A 23,325-nucleotide genomic window follows, 5' to 3' on the forward strand; every position below is an offset into this window, starting at 1 on the left:
TGTTGACCGTCTTGAGGATGGCGTGATTCAGTCTTCGATGTGAGTGGTATCGGACGGCGACTTCACCGGCGAGTGCACCTGGACCTCGTCCGGTACGCGGGCTGCGTGTGTCCGGGTTCACGCTGAACCCCGCCTCCCCGCTCACCTCCGCGTCGTAGCCTGCCGCCGCCGTCCGTTTCCCGGTCGGTGCGGCGCCGTGCCGGCGCCTCCCTCCAGGGTGGTCCCGTTGTCCGCACCAGCCTTTGTTTCCGCATCCCCTTCCGCGGCCGTCGTCGCGTCGCCCGTCGTGTCTCCCAGCACGGCCGTGCTGTCAGAACCGGCCCCGGCTCCCGCTGCCGCCGCTTCCGTTCCCGCCGCTCCCGCACCGACGGCGGCCGAGCTGCTCGACTTCGTCCGCTCCATCGCCTCCGACCCGGAGAAGGTCGCCCAGCTCGCGCTCGACCCGCTGGACCGCACCTGGATCCGGCTGGAGGGGCCCGGCGGCGCCGAAGCGTGGCTGCTGGGCTGGCCGCCCGGCACCGAGACCGGCTGGCACGACCACGGCGGCTCGTACGGCGCCTTCGTGACCGCGGGCGGCGAGCTGACCGAGGAGTCCCTGTCGGTGCCGCTGCCGTCCGAGGGCTGGCGCTCACTGGAACTGGCGGAGGGCCTGGACCGGACCCGCGCCCTGCCGGCCGGCAAGGGCCGCGCCTTCGGCCGCAACCATGTGCACCAGGTCGTGAACCGCTCCGCCGAGCGGCACGCCATCTCCGTGCACGCCTATTACCCGCCCCTGCCGCTGATCCGCCGCTACCTCCGCGACGGCCGCACCCTGCGGCTCGACGTCGTGGAACACCCGGAGACCTGGTGACCGAGCCCACTGCCCGCACCGCCCGCAGCATCGACGACCATCTGGAGCGCGTCAGGACCCGGCTGGAGCGCCTCGACGCACCGGCCGCCGCCGAGGCCGCCGCGAACGGCGCGGTCCTCGTCGACATCCGCTACGCGGCGCTGCGCGACCGGGACGGGCTCATCCCCGGCGCGCTCGTCGTGGAGCGCAACGAACTGGAATGGCGGCTCGACCCGCTCGGGGACCACAGACTGCCGGAGGCGACCGGGCACGATCTGACGGTCGTGGTGATCTGCAACGAGGGCTACGCGTCCAGCCTCGCCGCGGCCTCGCTGCAGGACCTGGGCCTGCACCGCGCCACCGACCTGGACGGCGGGTTCCAGGCGTGGCGCGCCGCCGGACTGCCGGTGCTCCCGCCGGAGCGGCCCTGAGGCCCGTCCGGCGGGACCATGAACGTTTCTTCCAGTTCTTCTAGCCGGCCCGTTCGATCGACTCGATCGTGACGTCGGCACGGTCCGCGCCGTGCGCGTCCGCGTCGATCGAGCGGCGCAGCGCCTCGTGCAGCCGCGCCGGGGTCAGCACGCCGAGGAAGTGATCGCCGTCGACGACGGCGATCCACCCCGCGTCGTACTGCAGCATGGCGCTGAACGCCTGCTTGAGCGTCGCGCCGATCGGCACCCACGCCTCCATGCGGCGGGCGTGGTCACGGACCGTGGAGCCCTTGCCGAGCAGCGACTCGACGGTGATCCAGCCGTGCAGCGCGCCGCCCTCGCCCAGGACGACCGCCCAGCGGGAGCCTTCCGTGCGCATCCGGGCGGCGGCGGTCTCCACCGGGTCGTCGAGCCGTACGGTCGGCGGCTGCTCCAGGTCGGCGGGCTGGATCTCCGTCACCGACAGCCGCTTGAGCCCCCGGTCGGCGCCGACGAAGTCGGCGACGTACGGGGTGGCGGGCGCGCCGAGCACGGTGGCGGGTGTGTCGTACTGCTCGACACGGCCCTCGCCGTAGACCGCGATGCGGTCACCGAGCCGGACCGCCTCCTCTATGTCGTGCGTCACGAAGAGCACGGTCTTGCGGACGGTGGCCTGCAGCTTCAGGAACTCCGACTGGAGCCGCTCGCGCACCACGGGGTCGACGGCGCCGAACGGCTCGTCCATCAGCAGCACCGGCGGGTCGGCGGCCAGTGCGCGCGCCACTCCGACGCGCTGCCGCTGGCCGCCGGAGAGCTGGTCGGGGTAGCGGTCGCCGTAGACGGACGGGTCCAGGCCGACGAGGTCGAGGAGTTCGGCGGCGCGTTCTCTGGCCCTGGCGCGCTTCCAGCCGAGCAGCGCGGGCACGGTCGCGGTGTTCTCCAGCACGGACTTGTGCGGGAACAGGCCGACCTGCTGGATGACGTAGCCGATCCGGCGGCGCAGCTTCACGGGGTCGATGGAGGCGATGTCCTCGCCGTCCACCAGGATGCGTCCCGAGGTCGGTTCGATGAGCCGGTTGACCATCTTCATGGTCGTCGTCTTGCCGCAGCCGGACGGCCCCACCAGCGTGACCAGTTCCCCCTCCGCGACCTCGAACGACAGGTCGTCGACGGCGGTCGTGCCGTCCGGGTACCGCTTGGTGACGTTCTCGAATCGGATCATCGGTGCCTGGAATCCTCACTGACGGGTTCTTACGACCGTACTCTCCCCGAGTTCCGGCCCGGAATTGTGGCGGGAGTATTGCAGCTGTGGGGCGGGCCGGCCTGATTGTCGTACCCGCCGGATAGGGTCGGGCCACGTGCCGACCGCAGGGCTGTTGTCGGACGAATGTACGGACCGGAGCGGGGGAGGTGAGGGGCATGGCGAAGCGGAACTGTCTGGTATCCAACGACTGGATCTGCGGTGAATACCTGCGCACGCGCAGTCATGAGCTGACCGATGCCACCGTCCAGCACCTGTGGATCACGGCGGTGTCGGTGGCCATCGGGCTGCTCATCGCGTTCCCGGTGGCGTTGGTCGCGCGGCGCTGGCGGCCCCTGGCGGGCCCCGTGCTCGGGCTGGCCACCGTGCTGTACACGGTGCCCTCGCTGGCCATGTTCTCGCTGCTGCTGCCGGTCTTCGGCATCTCCCCGGCGGTCGTCATCACCGGCCTGGTGCTCTACTCCCTGACGATTCTGGTGCGCAACATCATGGCCGGCCTGGAATCCGTTCCGGAGGACGTCCGAGAGGCCGCCCGCGGGATGGGGTACGGGCCGCTGCGGCTGCTGTTCGCCGTGGAGCTGCCGCTGTCGCTGCCCGCGCTGATGGCCGGCCTGCGGATCGCCACCGTCTCGACGGTGGCGCTGACCACGGTCGGCGCGATCATCAACTACGGCGGCCTCGGCAACCTCATCTACACCGGGATCGACACCATCTTCAAGGCGCAGGTGCTCGCCGCCTCGGTGATCTGCGTGGCCATCGCCATCGCGGCCGACGTGCTGCTGCTGGGTGTGCAGTGGCTGCTCACCCCGTGGGCGCGGAGCAGGAAGGCGGCCTGATGAACGCGGTATCCGGAGCCTGGGACTGGCTGAACGACAGCGCCAACTGGCACGGTACGGACGGTGTGTGGCACCGGCTGGGCGAGCATGTCTACTTCACCGTCGTCTGCCTGGCGCTGGCCTGTCTGATCGCCCTGCCGATCGCCATCGTCCTCGGCCACCTCGGCAAGGGCGGGGCGCTCGCGGTGAACATCTCCAACGTGGGCCGCGCGGTGCCCACGTTCGCGATCCTCGTCCTGCTGATGTTCGCGATGGGCTCGGACACCGACTGGCCGACCATCATCGCGCTGGTGCTGTTCGCCGTGCCGCCGCTGATGACCAACGCCTACGTCGGCATGCGCGAGGCCGACCGCGATGTCGTCGAGGCCGCCCGCGGCATGGGGATGACGGGCGGTCAGCTGATGTTCCGCATCGAGCTGCCGCTGGCCTTTCCGCTGATCTGGACGGGTGTGCGGTCCGCCGCCGTCCAGGTGGTGGCCACCGCGACCATCGCCGCCATGGCGGGCGGCGGCGGCCTCGGCCGGATCATCACGGCCGGCTTCAACCGGCAGATCACCGCGCAGGTGGTGGCGGGAGCGGTCCTGGTGGCAGGACTGGCCCTGCTGATCGAGGGAATCTTCATCGCGCTGCAGTGGTTGCTCGACCCGATGCGGCGCCGTCGCCGCCCGCGTACCGGCAGCGTCGTCCCCGCCTCGGCTCCCGCGACCCCCGCGACACCCTGACCGTCATGCCTTTCCTTGCACTGTGGATGGAGAACCGATGAACCCGACGCTGCGCGTCACGATGGTGGCCGCTGCCGCCGCACTGCTCCTCACCGGCGTCACCGGCTGCGGCGGCGACAGCCTGGAGAAGTCCGGCTCCGACGCCGCCTCCCCGTCGTCAGGGGAGAAGAAGGGCGCGCTGGTGATCGGCTCCGCCGGATTCACCGAGAGCACGGTGCTCGCCGAGCTCTACGCGCAGGTCCTCAAGAACGCCGGTTACTCCACCTCCGTACAGACGCTGAAGAACCGCGAGCTTTATGAACCGGCCCTGGAAAAGGGCCAGATCGACATCGTTCCCGAGTACGCGGCGACGCTCGCCGAATACTTCAACACCAAGGCGAACGGTCCGAAGGCCGCCCCGGTGGCCTCCGCCGATGTGACGGCCACGGTGAAGGCGCTCACCACCTTCGCCGAGCCCAAGGGTCTGAAGGTCCTCGACGCCGGTCCCGCCATCGACCAGAACGCCTTCGCCGTCAACAAGGACTTCGCCGCCGAGCACAAGCTGAAGACCCTCAGCGACCTCGGTGCCGCCAAGGTCGCGGTCAAGCTGGCGGCCGGCGACGAATGCCCGGACCGGCCCTTCTGCTCGCCGGGCCTGAAGACCAAGTACGGCATCAACATCACCGGTATCGACCCCAAGGGCGTCGGCACCGTGCAGTCCAAGCAGGCCGTCAAGGACGGCACCGACCAGCTGGTGCTGACCACGACCACGGACGCCACGCTCGACCAGTTCAACCTGGTGCTCCTGGAGGACGACAAGAAGCTGCAGAACGCGGACAACCTGCTTCCCGTGGTGAATGCCAAGGACGCCGGCTCCGCCGATATCGCCACCGTCCTCGGAAAGCTCACCAAGGCACTCACCACCGCCGATCTCACCGACCTCAACCAGAAGGTCGACGCGGAGCGCCAGAAGCCGGCCGATGTCGCCGCCGCGTATCTGAAGTCGAAGGGTCTGATCACGGGCTGACGGGGCTCCGGCCAAAGGGCTGACGGGGCTCAAGCCAAAGGGCTGAGGGCTCCGGCCCGAGGTCCGGCGCCGCCGGCCGGCCCCGCGTCGGCCGGCCGGCGGCGCCAAGATCCATAACCGGGTCGGGGCGGGCTGCGGAGGGCATTGCGGAAACACATGGTGTCGATCCGGATGCCCTCCGTATTCATCGCGGCATCCATTGCCGGGGAGACGGCGATAAATCGGACCCCAGGCCCCACGCGTCCCCGTCGCACGCTAGTTTCGAGCCATGCCACGAGGACGCCACCGCCATTCCCCCCGCTGCACCGGCTGCTGCCCCCGCTGACGCTGGCCGGGTCCGCGGTGGCCTGTGTCGCCGCCGCCTGGATCAGTTCCGATCCGATGGTGCTGCGCGCGGTCGTCGCGGCAGCCGCGGCGGCCGCCTGCGGCGGCGCGGTCATGGCACGCACCTGGGACCGGGCCGCCGGCCGCCGGGTCGCCGACCTCACCACCGCCCGCGCCCGTGACGAATGGCACGCCGACGAGCGCATAGCCGAGCTCGAAACGGACCTCGACGAGTCCCGCGAGCTGCGCGTGCGACTGGACACCAAGCTCAGCGCCAAGCGCGCCGAGCTGGCCCGGCTGCGCACCGAACACGCCGATCTGCTCCGCCGCTACGCCACCGCCGAGAGCGAGCGGGCCCGCGCCCTCGAAGGCCGCCGCCAGCTCGCGCTGGAAGCCGCCAAGGCTCCGCTGGCCATCGCCTCCTCACCCGTCGGCCCGGCCGCGTTCAAGAAGGCGGACGAGGCGCTCCTCAACCTCGGCCGCAACGCCGCCCGCCAGCAGGCCCTGCGCACCGTCGAGGAGGCCAGGCGGCGTGACGCCGCGGCCGCCGACAGCGCGGGCAACGGCGACGACGAACCGCAGGGGCGGCACGCGGCGGCCGAGACCGCCGAGCCGGCCACGACGCACACCCGCCCGGACTCCACGGGCCCCAGGACCGCGGCCAGCCTGCCGATCCGCGAGCACCGCCTCGTACCGGCCGTGGCCGCCGCCGTACTGCCCTACGCGCAGCCGCACCGCGCCGGCGGGTCCGCCAGCCGCGCGCTCGGCGGCTTCGACTTCTTCGGCACCCAGAAGCCCGGCGCCGCGGGGGAGGACCTCGCGGACGTCGTCGGCGAGGAGGCGTACGCGGAGCACGAGGCGCAGCTCGCGGCCGAGGTCATCGATCTCACCGAGCACGACGAGACCGAGCAGATCGACGTCAGCGGCCTGCGCGCGCACTCGTCCTGACGCCCGGCCCGGTCGCCGGCCCCGCGCCGGCCACTCGCCGAGCTACGTGTCCAGCTACTTGTCGACGTCCCCGACGACGAAGAACATCGAGCCCAGGATCGCCACCATGTCCGCGAGCAGGGTGCCGGGCAGCAGCACCGTCAGCGCCTGGATGTTGTTGTACGACGCCGAGCGCAGCTTGAGCCGGTACGGGGTCTTCTCGCCCTTGGAGACCAGGTAGTAGCCGTTCAGCCCCAGCGGGTTCTCGGTCCACGCGTACGTGTGGCCCTCCGGCGCCTTCAGCACCTTGGGCAGCCGCTGGTTGATCGGGCCCTGCGGCAGTTCACCGAGCCGGTCCAGGCAGGCGTCCGCCAGGTCCAGTGCGTTGTGGGTCTGCGCGAGCAGCACCTCGAAGCGGGCCAGGCAGTCGCCCTCGGTGCGGGTGACGACCTTCAGGGTGTCCTGCAGCTCCGCGTAGGCCAGGTACGGCTCGTCGCGGCGCAGGTCGAAGTCCACGCCCGAGGCGCGGGCGATCGGCCCGCTGACGCCGAAGCCGTGCACCGCCTCGGCGGACAGCGTGCCGACACCGCGGGTGCGGCCGCGGAAGATCTCGTTGCCGAGCACCAGGTCGTCGAAGCGGCCCATCCGGGACCTGACCTGCGCGACGGCGTGCCGGGCGCGGCCGAGCCAGCCGTTCGGCAGGTCCTCCTTGAGGCCGCCGACCCGGTTGAACATGTAGTGCATGCGGCCGCCGGAGATCTCCTCCATGACGTTCTGCAGTTCCTCGCGTTCCCGGAACGCGTAGAACACGGCGGTGATGCCGCCCAGTTCCAGGGGGTACGAGCCGAGGAACATCAGGTGGTTGAGCACCCGGTTCAGCTCGGCGAGGAGGGTACGGGTCCACACCGCGCGCTCCGGGACCTCCATGCCCAGCATCCGCTCGACGGCCATGACGACGCCCAGCTCGTTGGAGAACGCCGACAGCCAGTCGTGACGGTTGGCCAGCATGATGATCTGGCGGTAGTCCCGCGCCTCGAACAGCTTCTCCGCGCCGCGGTGCATGTACCCGACGACGGGTTCCGCCGTGATGATCCGCTCGCCGTCCAGCACGATCCGCAACCGCAGCACTCCGTGCGTGGAGGGGTGCTGCGGGCCGATGTTCAGCACCATGTCGGTGCCCTCGGCCTGGCCGCCGATGCCGATCGTGGTCTCCGTCATGGACGGCATTCTGTCAGCCCGCCCTCCAACCCCGCTTGCGGGCGGCCGGTTGCGTCAGTCCCCGGCCGGACCCGTCCCCGACCCCGTCGCCGCACCCGTCTCCGGCCCCGCTTCCGGCCCCGTCGGCAGCAGGCCGTGGCAGGCGTCGCCGACGGGGGTGGCGAGCCAGCGGAAGGCGCCGAGGCCGCCGGGGGCGATGAGCTCGGCCGCCTCGCCCGCGGCGGCGAGACCGCGCAGATAGCCGCGGGGGTCGGTGGAGGCCAGGGCGAGCGGCGGGCGGGCCCCGGAGACGCCGAGGGCGCGCAGGGCGGCGCGCTGGGTGACGAGGGGGGCGCCGCCGCCGACGGCGTCCAGCGCGACGTGCGAGGTGAGGTCGCAGGAGCCGTCCGGCACCGGCGGCACCTCGCGGCCGTCGCGGAAGCCGGTGAGGGTGCCGTACGGGGGCCGCGCGGCCCGTTCGTGCGCGTAGTCGACGGCGACGGCGAGCCCGGCGTCCAGCGAACCGGCGGCCGCCGCCCAGGCGGCGTCGCGGGGGAGCCCGATCTCGGCGCGGGCGCCGGGCGCCCCGGCGATCGGCCACCAGCGCCGCAGCCAGGCCGCGTCCTGGGCGCTCAGCGGCCCGCCGGGGCGCTCCCGGCCGTCCGCGGGGCGGACGAGGACGTAGCGGGGCTCGCCCGCCTCGTCGGTCTCGGCGATGTCGACGGGGATGTCGTCGAGCCATTCGTTGGCGAACAGCAGTCCCCGCACGCCCCGCGGCGGGGCGGCGGCCCAGTGGATGCGGCCGTCGAGCCCGGCGGGGCGCGCGGACCGCTCGACGGCGTACGGCGCGACCCGGGCCGCCACCTCGTCCGGCAGGGCGGCCAGGACCCCGGTCAGCAGCTCGGCGGACCCGGCGCCGACGTCGACCAGCGCCAGCCCGTCCGGCCGGCCCAGTGCCTCGTCCACCCGCAGCAGCAGGGCGGCGACGGCCCGTGCGAAGAGCGGGGAGGCGTGGACGGAGGTGCGGAAGTGCGCGGCGGGCCGTTCCCGCACGAAGAAGCCCCCCGGCCCGTAGAGAGCGCGTTCTGTGGCGTCCCGCCAGCCGGGCCATGCGGAGCCGTCCTCGTCGATCACGGGACCACCGTAGGACGTGCGTCGTGTCACAGGGGAACCGGAAGTACCTGGTGATGCGTCGAAGGCCAGAGCGGGCAGTCCCCTGACCCGGGTAGGGTTCCGTGGGTCAAACATGTCCGCCCGCGACGCCGCGGAAGCGAGAGCGCAGGCCTTGTGACCGCGCCGCGGACTAATCGATCATGAGCCATGGGTGCACCGCGCTGCGATGGGCATGTGCCATTAGGGAGTGAACAGCGGATGACGGCCGGCAATAACGGCGCCTCTGAGAACGACGACCCCTTCGCGTACCTCTACCGCTCCGAGGGCGGCGAGGGCGAGAGTTCCGGGGCGGCCCCAGAGGGCGCGACGGTGGCACAGCCGGGCGTGCCACGCACGTCGTACAACCAGGTCCAGCGGGTCGGCGAGCGCCGCCCACCGCAGCAGGGCGGCTACGGCTACCCGCCGCAGCAGCCCCAGCAGCAGCCCGGCTACGACCAGGGCTACGCGCAGCAGCCGCCCCAGCAGGCACAGCCGCCCCAGTACACGCAGCAGCAGACGCAGTACACGCCGCACGGCGGCGGCAGCGGCGGCGGCGGGTCGCAGGGCCCGAACCGCAAGGGGCTGCTGATCGGCGCCATCGCGGTGGTCGTGGCGGTCGCCATCGGCATCGGCTTCGCGATGACGCAGGGCGGCGGCAAGAAGGACGACGCGAAGGACAAGCCGTCCACCCCGCCGTCCTCCAGTGCTCCCGTCACGCCGAGCCAGTCCGCGAGCGCCCCCGACAAGTTCGCGTCCAAGGTCGTGGACGCCGCCACGCTGACGCTGTCCGGCGGCGCCGCGCAGACGAATGCGATTCCGGGCGCCAAGGCGGCCGGCGGTACGTCCGTGGGCGGTCTGAACGCCGTCGGCGCGAGCGCCACGTACACCTTCGAGGTGCCGAAGGACGGTGCGTACACGCTGTTCATCAGGTTCGGCAACGTCGGCGAGGACGCCGGTCTCACGCTCAATGAGAACGGCAAGCTCCGCACCGGCCCGATGAGCATGCACAACTACACGGGTACGGCCGACTGGTCGAAGGCGTGGGCGACCACCTATGTGTGGGTGGACCTGAAGAAGGGTTCCAACACCCTTGCCCTCACCTGCGCGCCGGGCAACAAGTGCGGCGTCAACCTCGACCAGGTGTGGATGAAGGAAGGCCAGGTCAAGAAGTAGCGCGCGGAACGGCCGTCACCTCGACGCGCCCGAGCAGCTCTTCGTAGGCCGCCCGGTCGAACGCGCCCGCCGCGGGCGCCGGTACGGTCGCGGCGGACAGGGCGACCGCGCGGGCCGGCCGGCCCGGCCGGTCCAGTCCCTCGACGAGGCCGGAGAGCAGTCCCGCGACGGCCGAGTCGCCGGCGCCCGTCGGGTTGCCCGTGAGCCGGTCCGGCGGCACCGCCCGCCACGTGGCGTCCTCCGTCACCGCCAGGACGCCCTCGGCGCCCGGTGAGGCCGCCCACGGCCCGTGCACCGCGTCTGCGGGCCTCCTCGGCGGCGTGGGCGGCCTCCCCGGCGGCCTCAGGAGGGCCGGACGATCCATTCGCCCTTGCGCATCACGCCGACCAGGTCGTACGAGGCGTCGAGCACCACCAGGTCCGCGTCCTTGCCGGCCTCCAGCGAGCCGATCCGGTCGTACTGGCCGAGCAGCCGCGCCGGGTTGGCCGAGATCGCCCGCACGGTGTCGGCCAGCGACAGCCGGTCGACGGTGACGGCGCGCTTGAAGGCGGTGTCCAGGGTGAGGGTGGAGCCGGCGATGGAGCCGTTCTCGACGAGCCGGGCGACCCCGTCCTTCACCTCGACGGCCATCGGGCCGAGGTCGTAGTGCCCGTCCCCGAACCCGGCCGCGTCCATCGCGTCGGTGATGAACGCGACCCGGTCCGCGCCCGCGCTGCCGAAGGCGAGCTCCAGCACCGCGGGGTGCAGATGCGTGCCGTCGTTGATCAGCTCGACGGTGACCCGCTCGTCCTCCAGCAGCGCCGCGATCGGGCCGGGGGCACGGTGGTTGAGCGTGGGCATCGCGTTGAACAGGTGCGTGGCGACGGTCGCGCCCGCCTCGATGGCCTCGATCGTCTGCTCGTACGTCGCGTCGGTGTGGCCGATGGCGGCGATCACGCCGTGCTCGACGAGCAGCCGCACCGAGTCCAGACCGCCGGGCAGTTCGGTGGCGAGGGTGACCATCTTGGCGGTGCCGCGGGCGGCGTCGATGAGCTTGCGGACCTCGGCCGGGTCGGGGTCGCGCAGCAGCGACTCCATGTGCGCGCCCTTGCGGCACGGCGAGATGAACGGGCCCTCGAAGTGGATGCCGGCCAGATCGCCCTGCTCGACCAGCTCCGACAGCAGCGCCGCGCGCTGCGCCAGGACGTCCATCTCACCGGTGACGGTCGACGCGACGACGGTGGTCGTGCCGTGCTCGCGGTGGGTGCGGACGCCGGTGAGGATCTCCTCCGCGGTTCCCGAGGTGAAGGACGCCCCGCCGCCGCCGTGGTTGTGGATGTCGACGAAACCGGGGACGACGGTATGACCGCTGAGGTCGAGGGTGGCCGCCTCGGCGGACTCGTCGGCCACGATCCGGCCGCCGTCGACGGTCACCCGGCCGTTCTCCACCACGCCGGACGGCAGCACCACACGGGCACCGGTCAGTACCGTGCGCTGCGTTGTCGTTACGGGGGCCATCAGGCGGTTACCTCCACGGAGAGAAGATCCCAGGCGAGCAGACCCGCGCCCAGGCATCCGGCGGTGTCCCCGAGGGCGGCGGGGACGATGAGCGGCAGCTTCTGGAACGTGATGCGTTCCTCGACCGCCGCGCGCAGCGGGCCGAAGAGTGTGTCCCCAGCTTCGGCCAGACCGCCGCCGATGATGAGGACCCGGGGGTCCAGAAGAGTGAGGCCGGTGACCAGGCCGTCGGCGAGCGCTTCGATCGCGTCGCGCCAGACGGCCAGCGCGCGCGGGTCGCCGGATTCGACGGCCTTGGCGCAGTCGGCGGCGGACGTGTCGTCGGTGGCCTCATCGCCCAGGGCGGCCGCCCACGCCCGGGAGACGGCCGAGGCGGAGGCCAGCGTCTCCAGGCAGCCGCGCTGCCCGCAGCCGCAGAGGGGTCCGCCGGGCCGGACGACGATGTGACCGATCTCGCCCGCGTAGCCGTGCGCGCCCGCCTCGATGCGGCCGTCGATGCCGATGGCGCCCGCGATGCCGGTGCCCAGCGGGAGGAAGAAGAACCGGTCGGCGCCGTTGCCCGCCCCGATGCGGCCCTCGGCGAGACCGCCGGTGCGCACGTCGTGCCCGAGGGCGACGGGGATGCCGCCGAGCCGTTCGGAGACGAGCGCGCGCAGCGGTACGTCGCGCCAGCCGAGGTTGGCGGCATAGACGGCGATGCCGGCCGTGTCGTCCACGATCCCGGGCACGGCGACGCCGGCCGCGGCGGCGGGTTCGCCGAACTCGCGGATCCCGTGGTCCCGCAGATCGGCGGCGAAGCCGAGGATGGTGGCGATCACGGCCTCGGGGCCGCGTTCGCGTCCGGTCGGCCGGCGCGCCTCATGCAGAAGCGTGCCGTCCTCCCCGACCAGGGCGGCCTTCATTCCGGTACCGCCCACATCGAGCGCGATGACATGTCTCACGCAGGACAGTGTCCCCTCTACTCAGGGAAAGGTCTAGTCCACTTACGCCATGAAGATCACCCTTCGGGCCCTGGCGAATCGCCTGGTCTGCGGGCTTCCATCCCTTCTGTCCCCGCTGTTGGGGAAGGGTGTTGCCGAAGCGAGACAGCCGTGGTGTAGACCTTGGGTGGGCAGCGCGGGCAGACTCGGGCACTTGACGCCCCCGGAAACGCGCGGGGGCGGGCGCATGAAGCGGATGAAGGCGGTAGGACAACGGTGCACCGGCGACGACTCCTGGGCACGGCGGCAGCGGGTATCGCAGCGGCGCTGGCTCTGACGACACTCAGTGGATGCGGTGGCAGCAGCGCCCTCGGCGGTGACGTGACCCTGCACATGGTCGCGGCCGACTACGGCACCGACGCGGCCACCAGCTCCAAGAAGTACTGGGACGAGCTCGGCCGCGCCTTCGAGGCCAAGAACCCCGGCATCAAGGTGGACATCCAGGTCATCGACTGGGACCACGTCGACACCAAGGTCGCCGAGATGGTCAAGGCCGGCAAGGCGCCGGACATAGCCCAGATCGGCTCCTACGCCGCCTACGCCTCCAAGGGCCAGCTGTACAGCGCCGACGAGCTGTTCCCGATCAGCACCCAGGCCGACTTCATCCCCTCCCTGGCCACCGCCGGCGAGCAGAACCGCACCCAGTACGGCATCCCCTTCGTCTCCAGCTCCCGGATGTTCTTCTACAACCAGACGCTGTTCGACGACGCGGGCATCAAGGACGCGCCCAAGACCTGGGCCGACATCGCGGCCGACGCGAAGAAGCTCAAGGAACACGGCGTCAAGATGCCGTACGGGCTGCCGCTCGGTCCCGAGGAAGCACAGGCCGAGTCCCTGATCTGGATGCTCGGCAAGCAGGGCTCGTACACCGACACCGTCGGCAGCTACACCCTCGACTCCCAGCCGAACGTCGAGGCGATGGAGTGGCTCAAGGACAACCTCGTCCAGCCCGGCCTGACCGGCAGCGACCCGGCCAAGACCAACCGCCGCACCGTCTTCGACGCCTTCCTGGCCGGCAAGGCCGGCATGGTGAACGGCCACCCGACGCTGCTCAAGCAGGCCCTCGCCAAGGGCATCAAGGTCAAGGCCGTGCAGATACCCGGCGACGGCGGCACGATGGCCGAGACCCTCGGCGTCGCCGACTGGATGATGGCCTTCAAGCAGAACGGCCACCGCGGCGAGATCGGCAAGTTCCTGCAGTTCTCCTACAGCCCGGAGAACTCGATCAAGTTCCTCGACGAGTACGGGCTGCTGCCGGTGACCAACTCGGCGATGCAGGCGATGCGCAAGGACCCCAAGGACAAGGACCTCATCAAGTTCATCGACCTGCTGCCGTCCGCCCAGTTCTACCCGGTCGACAAGACCTCCTGGGGACCGGTCAGCGACCAGATGAAGAAGGTCCTCGGCGGCGCCGTGCACGCCGACCCCAAGACCGTCCTCAGCGATCTGCAGCGCTTCGCCGAGAGCCAGGACGCGGCGGAGAAGGTCAAGTAGTCATCGGTCACGTTGTCGCCGGTGACACAGTCACCGGACACCTTGTCGCCGGTCACGTGGAGGAGACGCGGGTGGAGAGCGAGAACGGGAGCGGGGGCCTGACCGGCCAGGACCGGGCCGTCCTCGACCTCGCCGCCCGCACCTGGGCGGGCCCCGGGGCGAAGGAACGCGCCATCAGGGAGCAGCTGGGCATGTCCGCCACCCGCTACTACCAGCTCCTCAACGCCCTCCTCGACGACCCCCGGGCACTCGCCCACGACCCGGTGACCGTCAACCGGCTGCGCCGCGCCCGGGACACCCGCCGCGATGCGCGCTGACGCGGACGACGCACTGAACGCGCGCATGCTCCCGTGTGCCCGCCCCTCGCCCGCCACCACCCTTGCAACGAAGTGCTTCGCACGCCCCCTCCTCTGCCCCTCCTCCCCTCGGTAGGGTCGGGGGCATGAGCAGTCACCTGCTGACCTCGTCCACGTCCGACGGCAAGGAAGGGCTCGCGGCGTTCCTCGCGAACCCCGAGCGTGCTGTGGTCGCCCTCGATTTCGACGGCACCCTGGCGCCGATCGTGCCCGACCCCGAGAGCGCCCGCGCCCACCCGGGCGCGGTGCCCGCACTCGCCCGGCTCGCCCCCCGCCTGGGGGCGGTGGCCGTGATCAGCGGCCGCCCGGCGGGCGTCGCGGTCCGGTACGGCGGCTTCGCCGGCGTCCCGGGGCTGGAGCGGCTCGTCGTCCTCGGCCACTACGGCGCGGAACGCTGGGACGCGGTCAGCGGCGAGGTGAAGTCCGCGGGCGACCACTCCGGCGTCGACGCGGTACGGGCCGAGCTGCCCGGCTTCCTCGACCGGATCGGCGCCTGGCGCGGCACCTGGATAGAGGACAAGGGACGCGCGGTCGCCGTCCACACCCGCCGCACCGAGAACCCCGAAGCCGCATTCGAAGCCCTCCGCGACCCCCTGAACGAACTCGCCGCCCGCCACGGCCTCATCGTCGAGCCCGGCCGCCTCGTCCTGGAGCTGCGGCCCCCCGGCATGGACAAGGGCGTCGCCCTCGCCTCCTACCTCCGCGAGGCCGACGCCGGCTCGGTGCTCTACGCCGGCGACGACCTCGGCGACCTCGCCGCCTTCGGCGCCGTCGAACGCCTCCGCGGCGAAGGCCTCCCCGGCATCCTCGTCTGCAGCGGCACCGCCTCCGGCGAGGTCCCCCCAGAACTCGTCGCCCGCTCCGACCTCGTCGTCGACGGCCCGAAGGGCGTGGTGGACCTCCTCAACGCACTGGCGGACGCGCTGGGGTAACGGGCGGGCGGCGCGGAGCAGGCCGTCGCCGGTCTTCCCGTTGGGCCCGCTTCGGCTGCGCCCCGTCAGGGGCGGATTCCCACGATGAGATTCTCCAGGGCCCCGTCGGGGGTGTCCGCCAGCAGGCTGACGTTGTCCTTGCCGGCGTAGACAGCTCCGTCGGCGGCCATGCCCAGGTAGAAGTTGCCACGGCTGGCGTCGCCGATGGGGTAGAGGTAGGTTCCGGCTTCCTCACTGAGGACGTCGAAGATCTCGTAGTCCCATGTGGCCACGAGGGGATCGAGCCCGAACGGTGACCGGCCCGCCGCTCTGCCCGGGCCGTTCACGTTGATTGCCAGGCCGCCGAACTCGGTGAGGAAACGCCGGGCGGCTTCGTGCATCTCGAAGTCCTCGTCGGCCTCGTGCAGGATGCGTTCCCAGTCCGCGGTGGGGACCGAGCGGCCGGGGTACCAGCCGGCCAGTCGCAGTACCCGGTCGGTCTCCGCCGACCAGCGTGTCCCGATCTCCGCGCTCAGGTCGTGTTCAGCGGTGTGGGGCAGCACGAGGTGATCACCTGCCAGGACGAAAGGCAGGGGAGCGTCGGTCTGTCGTTCCATGACGAGGATTTCGATCGCCGCGTGGGCGGTGTCCGCCAGCCGTTCGACGCTGTCCTTGCCGATGTAGACGGCTCCGTCGGCGGCCATGCCCAGGTAGTTGTCACCGCTGTCGGCGTGGCCGATGGGGTAGAGGTACGTTCCGGCCTGCTCGCTGAGCCGGGCGAAGGTCTCCCTCTCGCCCTCTGCCAGGCCCGGATCGAATCGGAACGGCGACTGCGGCATCGTCGGGCCAGGCGTCCACGTGTCGGTGCCCAGCCACCCGAACTCGGCGAGGAACCGCCGGGCGGCATCGTGTATCTCGAACCACCCGCCGCGCTCGCGCAGGGCACGTTCCTTGATGTCGACGGGCACAGAACGGCCGGGGTGCCATCCAGTGCAGCGCATCACGTGGTAGGTCAGGTCGGACCATCCTGCGGGCCGGGACTCGTCAGTCATTTACGCACCGCCGCAACTCCGAGTTCATCAAGAACATGTTCACACGACCTGCAGGGATCCTTCACCCTGCCATGCGCCGGATTGCCCGGCGCGCGCACTTCGACGGCGGCCATCGTGCCGCCCCGTGGATTCACGCCCGCTCGCATGGCGTCCGACAGCGCCTCCGGCTCTCCGCAGCGCGAATGCGCCCCGCCCATGTCATCCTTGATCGCCTGTGGCACCCGATCGTAGGCCGCCTGGACATCTGGATGCAGATCATGACTTCCGCCACCCTTGATGCTCGCGCCGTTGAACGTCGGCTCGTGTCCCGGTACCGAAAGGCCGGCCGAACTCGTCGGCCTGGTGTGCTTGTTCGCGCCTTCCCGGCCTTGTTCCAGGTCCGCGCGGTCTTTTGCGGCCTTCAGGGCCCGTTCGCAGTCGGGCGCGAGACCGAATGGGTCCACGGCGGTGAAGGGGTTCGCCACATACGCGCGCGGGTTGGGGCCGGGCGCGAGGCCGAGTGGGTCCAGTGACGCGTACTGGCCGGTCTCCGGGTCGTAGTGCCGGTAGTAGTTGTAGTTGAGCTCGGTTTCGGGGTCGTGGTACTGGCCCGGGAACCGCAATGGGCAGTACGCGCGATCGGACCCGGGGTGGCTCAACCCGGCGCCCCACACCGTCGCCCGGGCTTGCCAGGCCAGCTCGCCCTGCTCGTCGACCAGTTCCGCGGGGGTACCCACGAGGTCGGTCACGATCGAGTAGAACTGCTCGTCGATCCACTCCTGCGGCCGGTCCCGCGGCGCGACACGGTCGACCTGGGTGACCGGGCTGAACCGGTCCCGCTCCCAGTTCCACACGGTGCACCGGGGCGCGTCGTCGCCCGACAGCGTGATCTGCTCGGCCAGAACGAACCCGTCCCAGGTGAACAGCACCTGCTCCACCACGGTCTCGCCGTCCGGGCCGAACCGCTCCTTGGCTATCCGGCGGCCGAACGGGTCGTAGCGGTAGGCCCACCGGGAGCCGTCCGGGGTGACCGCCCCGACCAGCCGGTCCTGGCCGTCCCAGGTGTACTGCCAGACATCCGGTTTCCTCGACAGCCGCTTCTTGCGCCGCTGCACCACCCGGCCCTGGGCGTCGTGGTCGTAGCGCACGTCACCCGAACCGCCGGACCGCCCGCTCCCTGCGGGCTCCGCGGACCGGTTCTCGCGCCACTCTCCTTGTACGAGATTGCCCGCCGCGTCGTACGCGTAGCGCTCCGACCACGTCGCCGCCTGCACTCCGGTGACACGCCCGGTGCCGTCGACGTCGAGAACACGGTCGCCGTTCGCGAGGTCCTCGATCGCGCCGGGTATGCCGTCCGGCCGGTAGCGGTATGCCCGGTGCTGTACCCGCCGCGGTTCGAGAGCGCCCGAAGGATCGCGCGCGGTCAGGGTCTGCGTGCTCAGCCTGCCGTTCGGATCCCATGCCTGGGCGAGAACGGCTGCGCCCGCCTGCCGTTCGACCTCATTCCCGGCCGCGTCATAGCTGAAGGTGACGTTCCTGCCGGCCGTCCGCAGGAGGACCGGCCGGTCGCGTCCGTCGTACTCCCATGCGCTCTCGGCGCCCGACGGCGTGACCCGTCGCACCCGCCTGCCGAGTACGTCGTACTCCGAGCGCACCGTGGCACCGTTGCACGTCTCGGCGACGACCCGGCCCATCGCGTCGCGCTCGTAGCTCAGCTCGGCGTGCCGGCCATGTACCTGGAGCACGTTGCCGACGCCGTCGTAGGCGAAGGTCGTGACCTCCTCCGAGGTGCGCTGTTCCACCACCTTGCCGAGCGGGCTCCGCACGTACGTGGTGGTGACGCCCATGCCGTCGGTCTGCTCCACCAGCCGCCCGGCCTCGTCGTGCCGGTAGCTCTGGGTGCGTCCGCCGAAGTCCTCCTCATGGGACAGCCGGCCCGCCTCGTCGTAGAAGTACCGCCAGGCGGCGCCGAGTTGGTTGGTCACCGACGTGACCCGGAGCTCGGCGTCGTACGCGAACTCCAGCCGCGAGCCGTCCGGGTCGATCCGGGCCGCGGGCCGGTCGAAGCCGCCGTACTCGAAGCGCGTCACCTTCCCGGCGGTGTCCACGTGCTCGACGAGGTTGTCCTCGCCGTCGTAGACCCGCCGCTCGGTGGTGCCGTCGGGCAGGGTGCGCCAGCTCAGCCTTCCCTCGGGCGTCCACCCGAAGCGGGTGCACGACCCGTCCGGAGCGGTCTGCGCGACGAGCCTGCCGAACGCGTCCCGCTCGTACCGTGTCGTCGAGCCCTCGGCGTCGGTGCTCGCGACGGGCATGCCGGTGGAGTCGGTCTCGATCAGGACCGTGCGCCCGGCGGCGTCGGTGATCGCGGTGAGCGCGCCGATGTCGTTGTACCGGTAGGAGACCTGGGCGCCGGAGGGATCGGTCTCGGCGGTCAGGTCGCCGGCGGGGCTGTACTCCATGCGCCAGACGTTTCCGTCGGCCTGGGTCACGGCCACGGGCAGGCCGTGCTCGCCGTTCTCCGCGACGGACCGGCTGCCGTCCGGGCGGACGACGGCGATCGGGTCGCCGTGCTCGTCGTAGAGATAGCGAGTGGTGTGGCCCAGCGGGTCGGTCACGGCCTGGACGCGGTCGTAACGGTCCCATTCCGTGGTCGTGGTGTGGCCGAGGGGATCGGTTTCGGCGACGATCTGGAAGAGGTCGTTGAACTGGTAAACCGTGCTCTGGCCGAGCGAGTTGGTGGCCGTGGTGCGGTGGTCGGCTTCGTCGTACCCGTAGGAGTACTCCAGGAGCCGGTCGGTACCGGTGGCGAACACGCACCGGCTTTCCCCGTCGTACTCGTAGCGGTACCAGGTGCCGTTGCGGTCCTCCCAGGAGGTGATCCGGTGCTCGTCGTCATAGCTGAACTTCATCGGCGCGCCGGAGGAGTTGGTTATCTCCGCGAGATTTCCGCCGGCGTCGTAGCTGTACGACAGCAGGACGGGCCGGTCCGGGTGGCTCAGCAGGCGCAGCGCGGTGATGCGGTGTGCGTCGCTCTCGATGCCCACCCGGTAGCCGCCGCTGTGGGCGACCTCCACCGGGGCGCCCTCGGCGTCGTAGTCGATCGTGACGCGGTTGTCGTGGCGGTCGGTGATCGCGGCGAGTACCAAGTGCGCGGGGTTGCGGCCGGGCAGCGCGCTGAAGTGCAGCGTCTGCCCGGTGCCCGGGTTGCTGACGGACAGCTTTCCGGCGGGCAGCCCGTCCCACGTCAACGGCAGGCGGGGGCCTTCCACGGGCATGACCGGCGCGGTCGACTGCGGCACCGGGTAATAGAGCACCATGCCGTCCGCGGAGGTGAAGCGCACTCCCTCGTCGTCCGCCCACAGCCGCTGGTCGAGAGTGGATGCCCATGACTTTCCGAACCATCGGCCGGCTCGGTACGAGGAGCGGTGGTGACGCTCCAGGATCAGCGGCAGCACGCCGGGCAGTTCGATGTCGGTGGTGGACATGACCAGCTCGCCGGTCGCCATGTCGACCGGGTCACCACAGGTGACCAGCTTCTTGATGTCGCGACCGGTCTGGCGCATCGCGCCGGCGCCCTTGCGGATGCTGTTGGCGACGTTCTCCAGGGCCTTGCCGCTCTTGAGGAGCGCGGGAAGTTCCTTGGCCATCTTGAGCAGGCCGCCGGCGGTGGTGAGCCCCTTGAACATCGGGATGCAGTCCAGGGCGGCGAACGCCACATCCCAGAGCGATGCCTTGCCCTGCGCGTATTTGACGAGGGTGTCGGCGAGGACGACGAGGGCGGCGGCCAGCACGATCCAGGCCAGCGGGCCGCCGATGATCATGACGACGATGCCGAGGACGGCGACGATGACCTTGCAGACGGCGACGATGTCGTCCCAGTGGTCGGCGACCCAGTCGACCGCCTTCTCCCACCAGTGCTTGTTCTTGATGCCCGCGTCCGACGCCTCGTGCAGGGCGTGCTCCGCGGTCGACGCCGCGGTGTCCCGCAAGTGGGCCGCCTGGGCGGCGAGCTCCTTCGCGGCGTCCAGGCGCTGCTGGGCGTCGTGGACGGCGGTGTTCGCGGACTTCTGGGCGTTCGAGGCGTCCAGTGCGTTGCGGGTGGCGGTGCGGACCTCGTCGGCGGACGGCGGTTCCACGCCCGGTTTCGGGTCGGCCTGGTACTCCTTGGACTTGTCGCCGGCGCGCTTGACCCAGTCGTTCGCGGTGCCCTGGGTGGTCTTGGCGGCGTCCAGGTCCTGCCGGGCGGTACGGCCCTGGGCCAGCGCGCGGTCGGCGTCCGCCTGCGCCGTCTCCAGCTTCGGCCAGTACGTCTCCAGCGCCCCCGACGCCAGCCGGTAGGACTTCTCCAGCTTGGTCAGCTCGCCCGGCAGATCCCCGAACTGCTCCCGGTAGGCGTCGCCGGCCAGCCCGGCCCAGTCCTGGACCGCGTTGTTGCCGCTCAGGCCCTTGACCGACCGCAGCGCCGACGAGACGTCGTCGGCGAAGTCGCCCAGCTTGCGGGCGAGTTCCTTCACTTCGAACGGATCGCCCGGAACCGGATCCCGGTCCAGATCCAGCACATGCCAATCCGTCGGACGATTCGCCACGCTTCTCCCCCGTGTGTGGTCAACTCCGCTTCGATTCTTGCATTTTGGAAACGCGGGGCGACCCGGGGGAGTCAGGTTGTCGACGCTCTGTTACACCGCCGTCCGGATCCGGCCTACTCCAGCTCGGACAGTTGCGCCAGGAACCACTGCTCCGGTGGCAGTGCCGTCGCCGCTGCCGCGAGGCGCTTCGTTCGTTCGGCGCGCTCGTCGTTCGGCATCGTGAGGGCGTCGTGCAGGGCGCGGGACGTGGAGCGCAGGTCGTACGGGTTCACGACCAGGGAGTCGTCGCCGAGCTCCTCGAAGGCTCCCGCCTCGCGGGAGAGGACGAGCACGACGCCGTCGTCGGAGACGACCGGGATCTCCTTCGCCACGAGGTTCATGCCGTCGCGGATCGGGTTCACCAGGGCCACGTCGGCGAGACGGTACGCGGCCAGGGAGCGCGCGAAGTCGTCCTTGACGTGCAGGAGGAGCGGCTGCCAGTCGGCCGTGCCGAAGTCGGCGTTGATCTCGTCGGCGACGCGCTGCACTTCGGCGGTGTACTCGCGGTACACCGCGAGATCGTGCCGCGACGGGTACGCGAAGGCGATGTGCACGACGCGCTCGCGCCACTCCGGGTGCTCGGTGAGCAGCTGCCGGTACGCGAGGAAGCCGCGCACGATGTTCTTGGAGAGCTCGGTGCGGTCGACGCGGACGATCGTGCGGCGGCCGGGGCCGATGTCGGAGCGCAGGGCGGCCAGCCGCTCCTCGACGTCGTCCCGGTGCGAGCGCTCCCGCAGGAAGTCGGCGTCGGCGCCGAGGCCGTGCACGCCGATCCGGGTGGTGCGGCCCTCGTGGGTGACGGTCAGCTCGCCGGCGGCATCGTGGCCGACGTCCGCGCCGAGCACGTCCGCGCAGCAGGCGGCGAAGGCCTCGGCCCACCGCCGGGTGAGGAACGCGGCGCGGTCGGCGCCGAGGATGCCGGTGAGGAGCTGCGCGCCGATGTCGTCGGGCAGCAGGCGGTAGTAGTCCGGCGGCGCCCACGGGGTGTGCGAGAAGTGCCCGATGCGGAGGTCGGGCCGGCGCTCGCGCAGCATCGCGGGGGCCAGCGACAGGTGGTAGTCCTGCACGAGGACGGTGGCGCCCTCCGCGGCCTCCTCGGCGAGCGCGTCCGCGAAGGCGGCGTTGTACGTCTCGTAGCAGGCCCAGTCCTGCCGGAAGTCCTCGTCGAAGAGGGGTTCCAGGTGGGTCTGGAAGAGCAGGTGGTGGACGAACCACAGCACGGAGTTGGCGATGGAGTTGTAGGCGGCGGCGAAGACGTCCGGCTCGATGCCGAGCATGCGCGTCTGCGCGTCGCCCTCGCCGCGGCGGACCGCTTCGCGGTCGCCCTCGCTCATGGCGGCGCACACCCAGACGGCGCCGGCGTCGGGGCCGATCGCGCTGAGGCCGGAGACCAGTCCGCCGCCGCCGCGCTTGGCGGTCAGCGTGCCGTTCTCTCCGAGGGTGTACGAGACGGGCCCGCGGTTGGAGGCGACGAGGATCGGGGCTGCGCGGTGAGCGACCATGCCGCCAGCCTAGCCACGTGTCCTGCGACGCAAACGTGGTGGCGGCTTCGCCGCGGGGGTGGATGAGGGGGCCGGGCCCTCCGGGGAGGGGGCATCGGCGGTTCAGCCCGTGCGGCGTGTCTCGCGGTGGGTCGTGTATTCGGGGATGGTGATCATCGGGGGGCGTTCCTCGGCTGCCACCTGGTGGGTGCGGGGGGCGAAGCCGCCGTCCGGGCCCCGGTCGAACTGGGTGAGGACCGGGCGGACGAGCTGGCCGCGGGCGAGACGGACCTGGGCGGTGCGGTAGATCGTCGCGGCCATGCGGCCGAGGGCCTGGCCGTCCTGGTGGCGGTGGTGGCGGACGCCGACGTCCACCTGGGCCAGCGCGTCGAGGCCGACGGTGTTCAGGGCGTCGATGAGCATGCCGAGCTCGACGCCGTAGCCGACCGGGAAGGGCAGCCGCTCCAGCAGGGAGCGGCGGGCCGCGTACTCGCCGCCGAGGGGCTGGACGAAGCCCGCGAGGAGGGGCCAGTGGAGGTTGAGCAGGGGGCGGGCGACGAGCTCGGTGACGCGGCCGCCGCCGGCCGGCACGATCGTGTCGCCGGTCTCCAGCGGGCGGTCGTACATCGCCTTGACCAGCTGGACGCCGGGCTCGGTCAGGAGGGGGCCGATGATTCCGTAGACGAAGCGGGCGTCGAAGTCGCGCAGGTCGGCGTCGATGAAGCAGACGATCTCGCCGCTCGTCACCAGCAGCGACCGCCACAGCACCTCGCCCTTGCCGGGCACCGCGGGCAGGTCGGGGAGTATCTCGTCGCGGTGCACGACCCGGGCTCCGGCGCGCGCCGAGACCTCCGCCGTACGGTCCGTGGAGCCTGAATCGAGCACGATCAGCTCGTCCACCAGGGGCACGGGACCGCTCATGAGCTCGTCGCGGATGGTGCGGACGATCGCACCGACCGTGGCCTCCTCGTCGAGGGCGGGCAGCACCACGCTCACCGTGCCCCGGTCGCCCGCGGAACGCTTGGCCGCGAGCAGCCGGTCGAGGGGCCGGTCGGCGGCGGACCAGGACCGTCGATCGAGCCAGCGCTCCACCTCTTGCAGCACGTGCCTGAC

19 protein-coding genes and 1 pseudogene are annotated in these 23,325 nt (G+C 71.4%); 10 read left to right on the forward strand and 10 right to left on the reverse strand.

Annotated features, from left to right (window positions below; translation table 11 throughout):
* Nucleotides 1-286 precede the first annotated feature (286 nt).
* Nucleotides 287-850 carry a cysteine dioxygenase gene (locus LNW73_RS18265; protein ID WP_250990631.1) on the forward strand — a complete coding sequence of 188 codons (564 nt, stop codon included), beginning with the start codon at nt 287-289 and terminating at the stop codon, nt 848-850.
* Entirely contained in the window at nt 847-1,260 is a 414-nt protein-coding gene (locus tag LNW73_RS18270; protein WP_250990632.1) for a rhodanese-like domain-containing protein, read from the forward strand. The genes LNW73_RS18265 and LNW73_RS18270 overlap by 4 nt, the downstream gene beginning before the upstream one ends.
* Before the next feature lie 40 nt (nt 1,261-1,300).
* On the opposite strand, the gene LNW73_RS18275 is transcribed toward LNW73_RS18270, so the two are convergent.
* Nucleotides 1,301-2,461 carry a betaine/proline/choline family ABC transporter ATP-binding protein gene (locus tag LNW73_RS18275; protein WP_250990633.1) on the reverse strand — a complete coding sequence of 387 codons (1,161 nt, stop codon included), beginning with the start codon at nt 2,459-2,461 and terminating at the stop codon, nt 1,301-1,303.
* A 197-nt stretch (nt 2,462-2,658) separates the two neighbouring features.
* Here LNW73_RS18275 and LNW73_RS18280 point away from each other — a divergent pair, with 197 nt between their 5' ends.
* From LNW73_RS18280 to LNW73_RS18295, 4 genes are all read left to right on the forward strand, one after another.
* A complete protein-coding gene (locus tag LNW73_RS18280) occupies nt 2,659-3,336 on the forward strand; it encodes an ABC transporter permease (protein ID WP_250990634.1) in 678 nt (225 codons plus the stop codon).
* Nucleotides 3,336-4,058 (forward strand): ABC transporter permease, encoded by a 723-nt coding sequence (locus tag LNW73_RS18285; RefSeq protein ID WP_250990635.1) that lies wholly within the window; start codon nt 3,336-3,338, stop codon nt 4,056-4,058. Before LNW73_RS18280 ends, LNW73_RS18285 begins: the two co-directional genes overlap by 1 nt.
* A gap of 61 nt (nt 4,059-4,119) precedes the next feature.
* Nucleotides 4,120-5,064, forward strand: coding sequence for an ABC transporter substrate-binding protein (locus LNW73_RS18290; RefSeq protein WP_250992956.1), 945 nt, complete (start codon nt 4,120-4,122; stop codon nt 5,062-5,064).
* A 342-nt stretch (nt 5,065-5,406) separates the two neighbouring features.
* Nucleotides 5,407-6,336, forward strand: a complete 930-nt coding sequence (locus tag LNW73_RS18295) for a hypothetical protein (RefSeq protein WP_308407684.1) — start codon at nt 5,407-5,409, stop codon at nt 6,334-6,336.
* A 54-nt stretch (nt 6,337-6,390) separates the two neighbouring features.
* Here LNW73_RS18295 and LNW73_RS18300 read toward each other — a convergent pair whose 3' ends face one another.
* Both LNW73_RS18300 and LNW73_RS18305 read right to left on the reverse strand, forming a co-directional pair.
* The gene (locus LNW73_RS18300) at nt 6,391-7,542 is read right to left on the reverse strand and encodes an NADH-quinone oxidoreductase subunit D (protein ID WP_250990636.1); all 1,152 of its coding nucleotides are present in this window, start codon (nt 7,540-7,542) and stop codon (nt 6,391-6,393) included.
* A gap of 45 nt (nt 7,543-7,587) precedes the next feature.
* On the reverse strand, nt 7,588-8,643 hold the full coding sequence (locus tag LNW73_RS18305; protein ID WP_374118272.1) for an SAM-dependent methyltransferase: 1,056 nt from the start codon (nt 8,641-8,643) through the stop codon (nt 7,588-7,590).
* 240 nt (nt 8,644-8,883) lie between these two features.
* Here LNW73_RS18305 and LNW73_RS18310 point away from each other — a divergent pair, with 240 nt between their 5' ends.
* Nucleotides 8,884-9,837 carry a carbohydrate-binding protein gene (locus LNW73_RS18310; RefSeq protein WP_250990638.1) on the forward strand — a complete coding sequence of 318 codons (954 nt, stop codon included), beginning with the start codon at nt 8,884-8,886 and terminating at the stop codon, nt 9,835-9,837.
* On the opposite strand, the pseudogene LNW73_RS18315 reads toward LNW73_RS18310, so the two are convergent.
* From LNW73_RS18315 to LNW73_RS18325, 3 genes and pseudogenes are all read right to left on the reverse strand, one after another.
* Nucleotides 9,827-10,157 (reverse strand): annotated as a pseudogene (locus LNW73_RS18315) (PfkB family carbohydrate kinase); the annotation flags it as partial. The gene LNW73_RS18310 and the pseudogene LNW73_RS18315 sit on opposite strands and share 11 nt — an antisense overlap.
* Nucleotides 10,158-10,179: 22 nt before the next feature.
* The gene (gene nagA, locus LNW73_RS18320; protein WP_250990639.1) at nt 10,180-11,334 is read right to left on the reverse strand and encodes an N-acetylglucosamine-6-phosphate deacetylase; all 1,155 of its coding nucleotides are present in this window, start codon (nt 11,332-11,334) and stop codon (nt 10,180-10,182) included.
* Complete coding sequence (locus LNW73_RS18325; RefSeq protein WP_250990640.1) at nt 11,334-12,275, reverse strand: ROK family protein; 942 nt, start codon at nt 12,273-12,275, stop codon at nt 11,334-11,336. The genes nagA and LNW73_RS18325 overlap by 1 nt, the downstream gene beginning before the upstream one ends.
* A 255-nt stretch (nt 12,276-12,530) precedes the next feature.
* Between LNW73_RS18325 and LNW73_RS18330 the strand changes: the two genes are divergently transcribed.
* From LNW73_RS18330 to otsB, 3 genes are all read left to right on the forward strand, one after another.
* A complete protein-coding gene (locus LNW73_RS18330) occupies nt 12,531-13,808 on the forward strand; it encodes an extracellular solute-binding protein (RefSeq protein ID WP_250990641.1) in 1,278 nt (425 codons plus the stop codon).
* A gap of 71 nt (nt 13,809-13,879) precedes the next feature.
* Nucleotides 13,880-14,125, forward strand: a complete 246-nt coding sequence (locus LNW73_RS18335) for a DUF3263 domain-containing protein (protein WP_250990642.1) — start codon at nt 13,880-13,882, stop codon at nt 14,123-14,125.
* Nucleotides 14,126-14,250: 125 nt separating this feature from the next.
* Entirely contained in the window at nt 14,251-15,096 is an 846-nt protein-coding gene (gene otsB, locus LNW73_RS18340) for a trehalose-phosphatase (RefSeq protein WP_250990643.1), read from the forward strand.
* A gap of 65 nt (nt 15,097-15,161) precedes the next feature.
* Here the strand turns inward: otsB and LNW73_RS18345 are convergent, their stop codons facing one another.
* From LNW73_RS18345 to LNW73_RS18360, 4 genes are all read right to left on the reverse strand, one after another.
* The gene (locus LNW73_RS18345; RefSeq protein ID WP_250990644.1) at nt 15,162-16,127 is read right to left on the reverse strand and encodes an SUKH-3 domain-containing protein; all 966 of its coding nucleotides are present in this window, start codon (nt 16,125-16,127) and stop codon (nt 15,162-15,164) included.
* Nucleotides 16,124-20,692, reverse strand: a complete 4,569-nt coding sequence (locus LNW73_RS18350) for a DUF6531 domain-containing protein (protein ID WP_250990645.1) — start codon at nt 20,690-20,692, stop codon at nt 16,124-16,126. Before LNW73_RS18350 ends, LNW73_RS18345 begins: the two co-directional genes overlap by 4 nt.
* 113 nt (nt 20,693-20,805) lie before the next feature.
* The gene (locus tag LNW73_RS18355; RefSeq protein WP_250990646.1) at nt 20,806-22,233 is read right to left on the reverse strand and encodes an alpha,alpha-trehalose-phosphate synthase (UDP-forming); all 1,428 of its coding nucleotides are present in this window, start codon (nt 22,231-22,233) and stop codon (nt 20,806-20,808) included.
* A gap of 102 nt (nt 22,234-22,335) precedes the next feature.
* Nucleotides 22,336-23,316 (reverse strand): glucosyl-3-phosphoglycerate synthase, encoded by a 981-nt coding sequence (locus tag LNW73_RS18360; protein WP_250990647.1) that lies wholly within the window; start codon nt 23,314-23,316, stop codon nt 22,336-22,338.
* Nucleotides 23,317-23,325: the final 9 nt, after the last annotated feature.

The sequence above is a fragment of the Streptomyces sp. RKAG337 genome, assembly GCF_023701715.1.
In the GTDB taxonomy this organism is placed as follows: Bacteria; Actinomycetota; Actinomycetes; order Streptomycetales; family Streptomycetaceae; genus Actinacidiphila.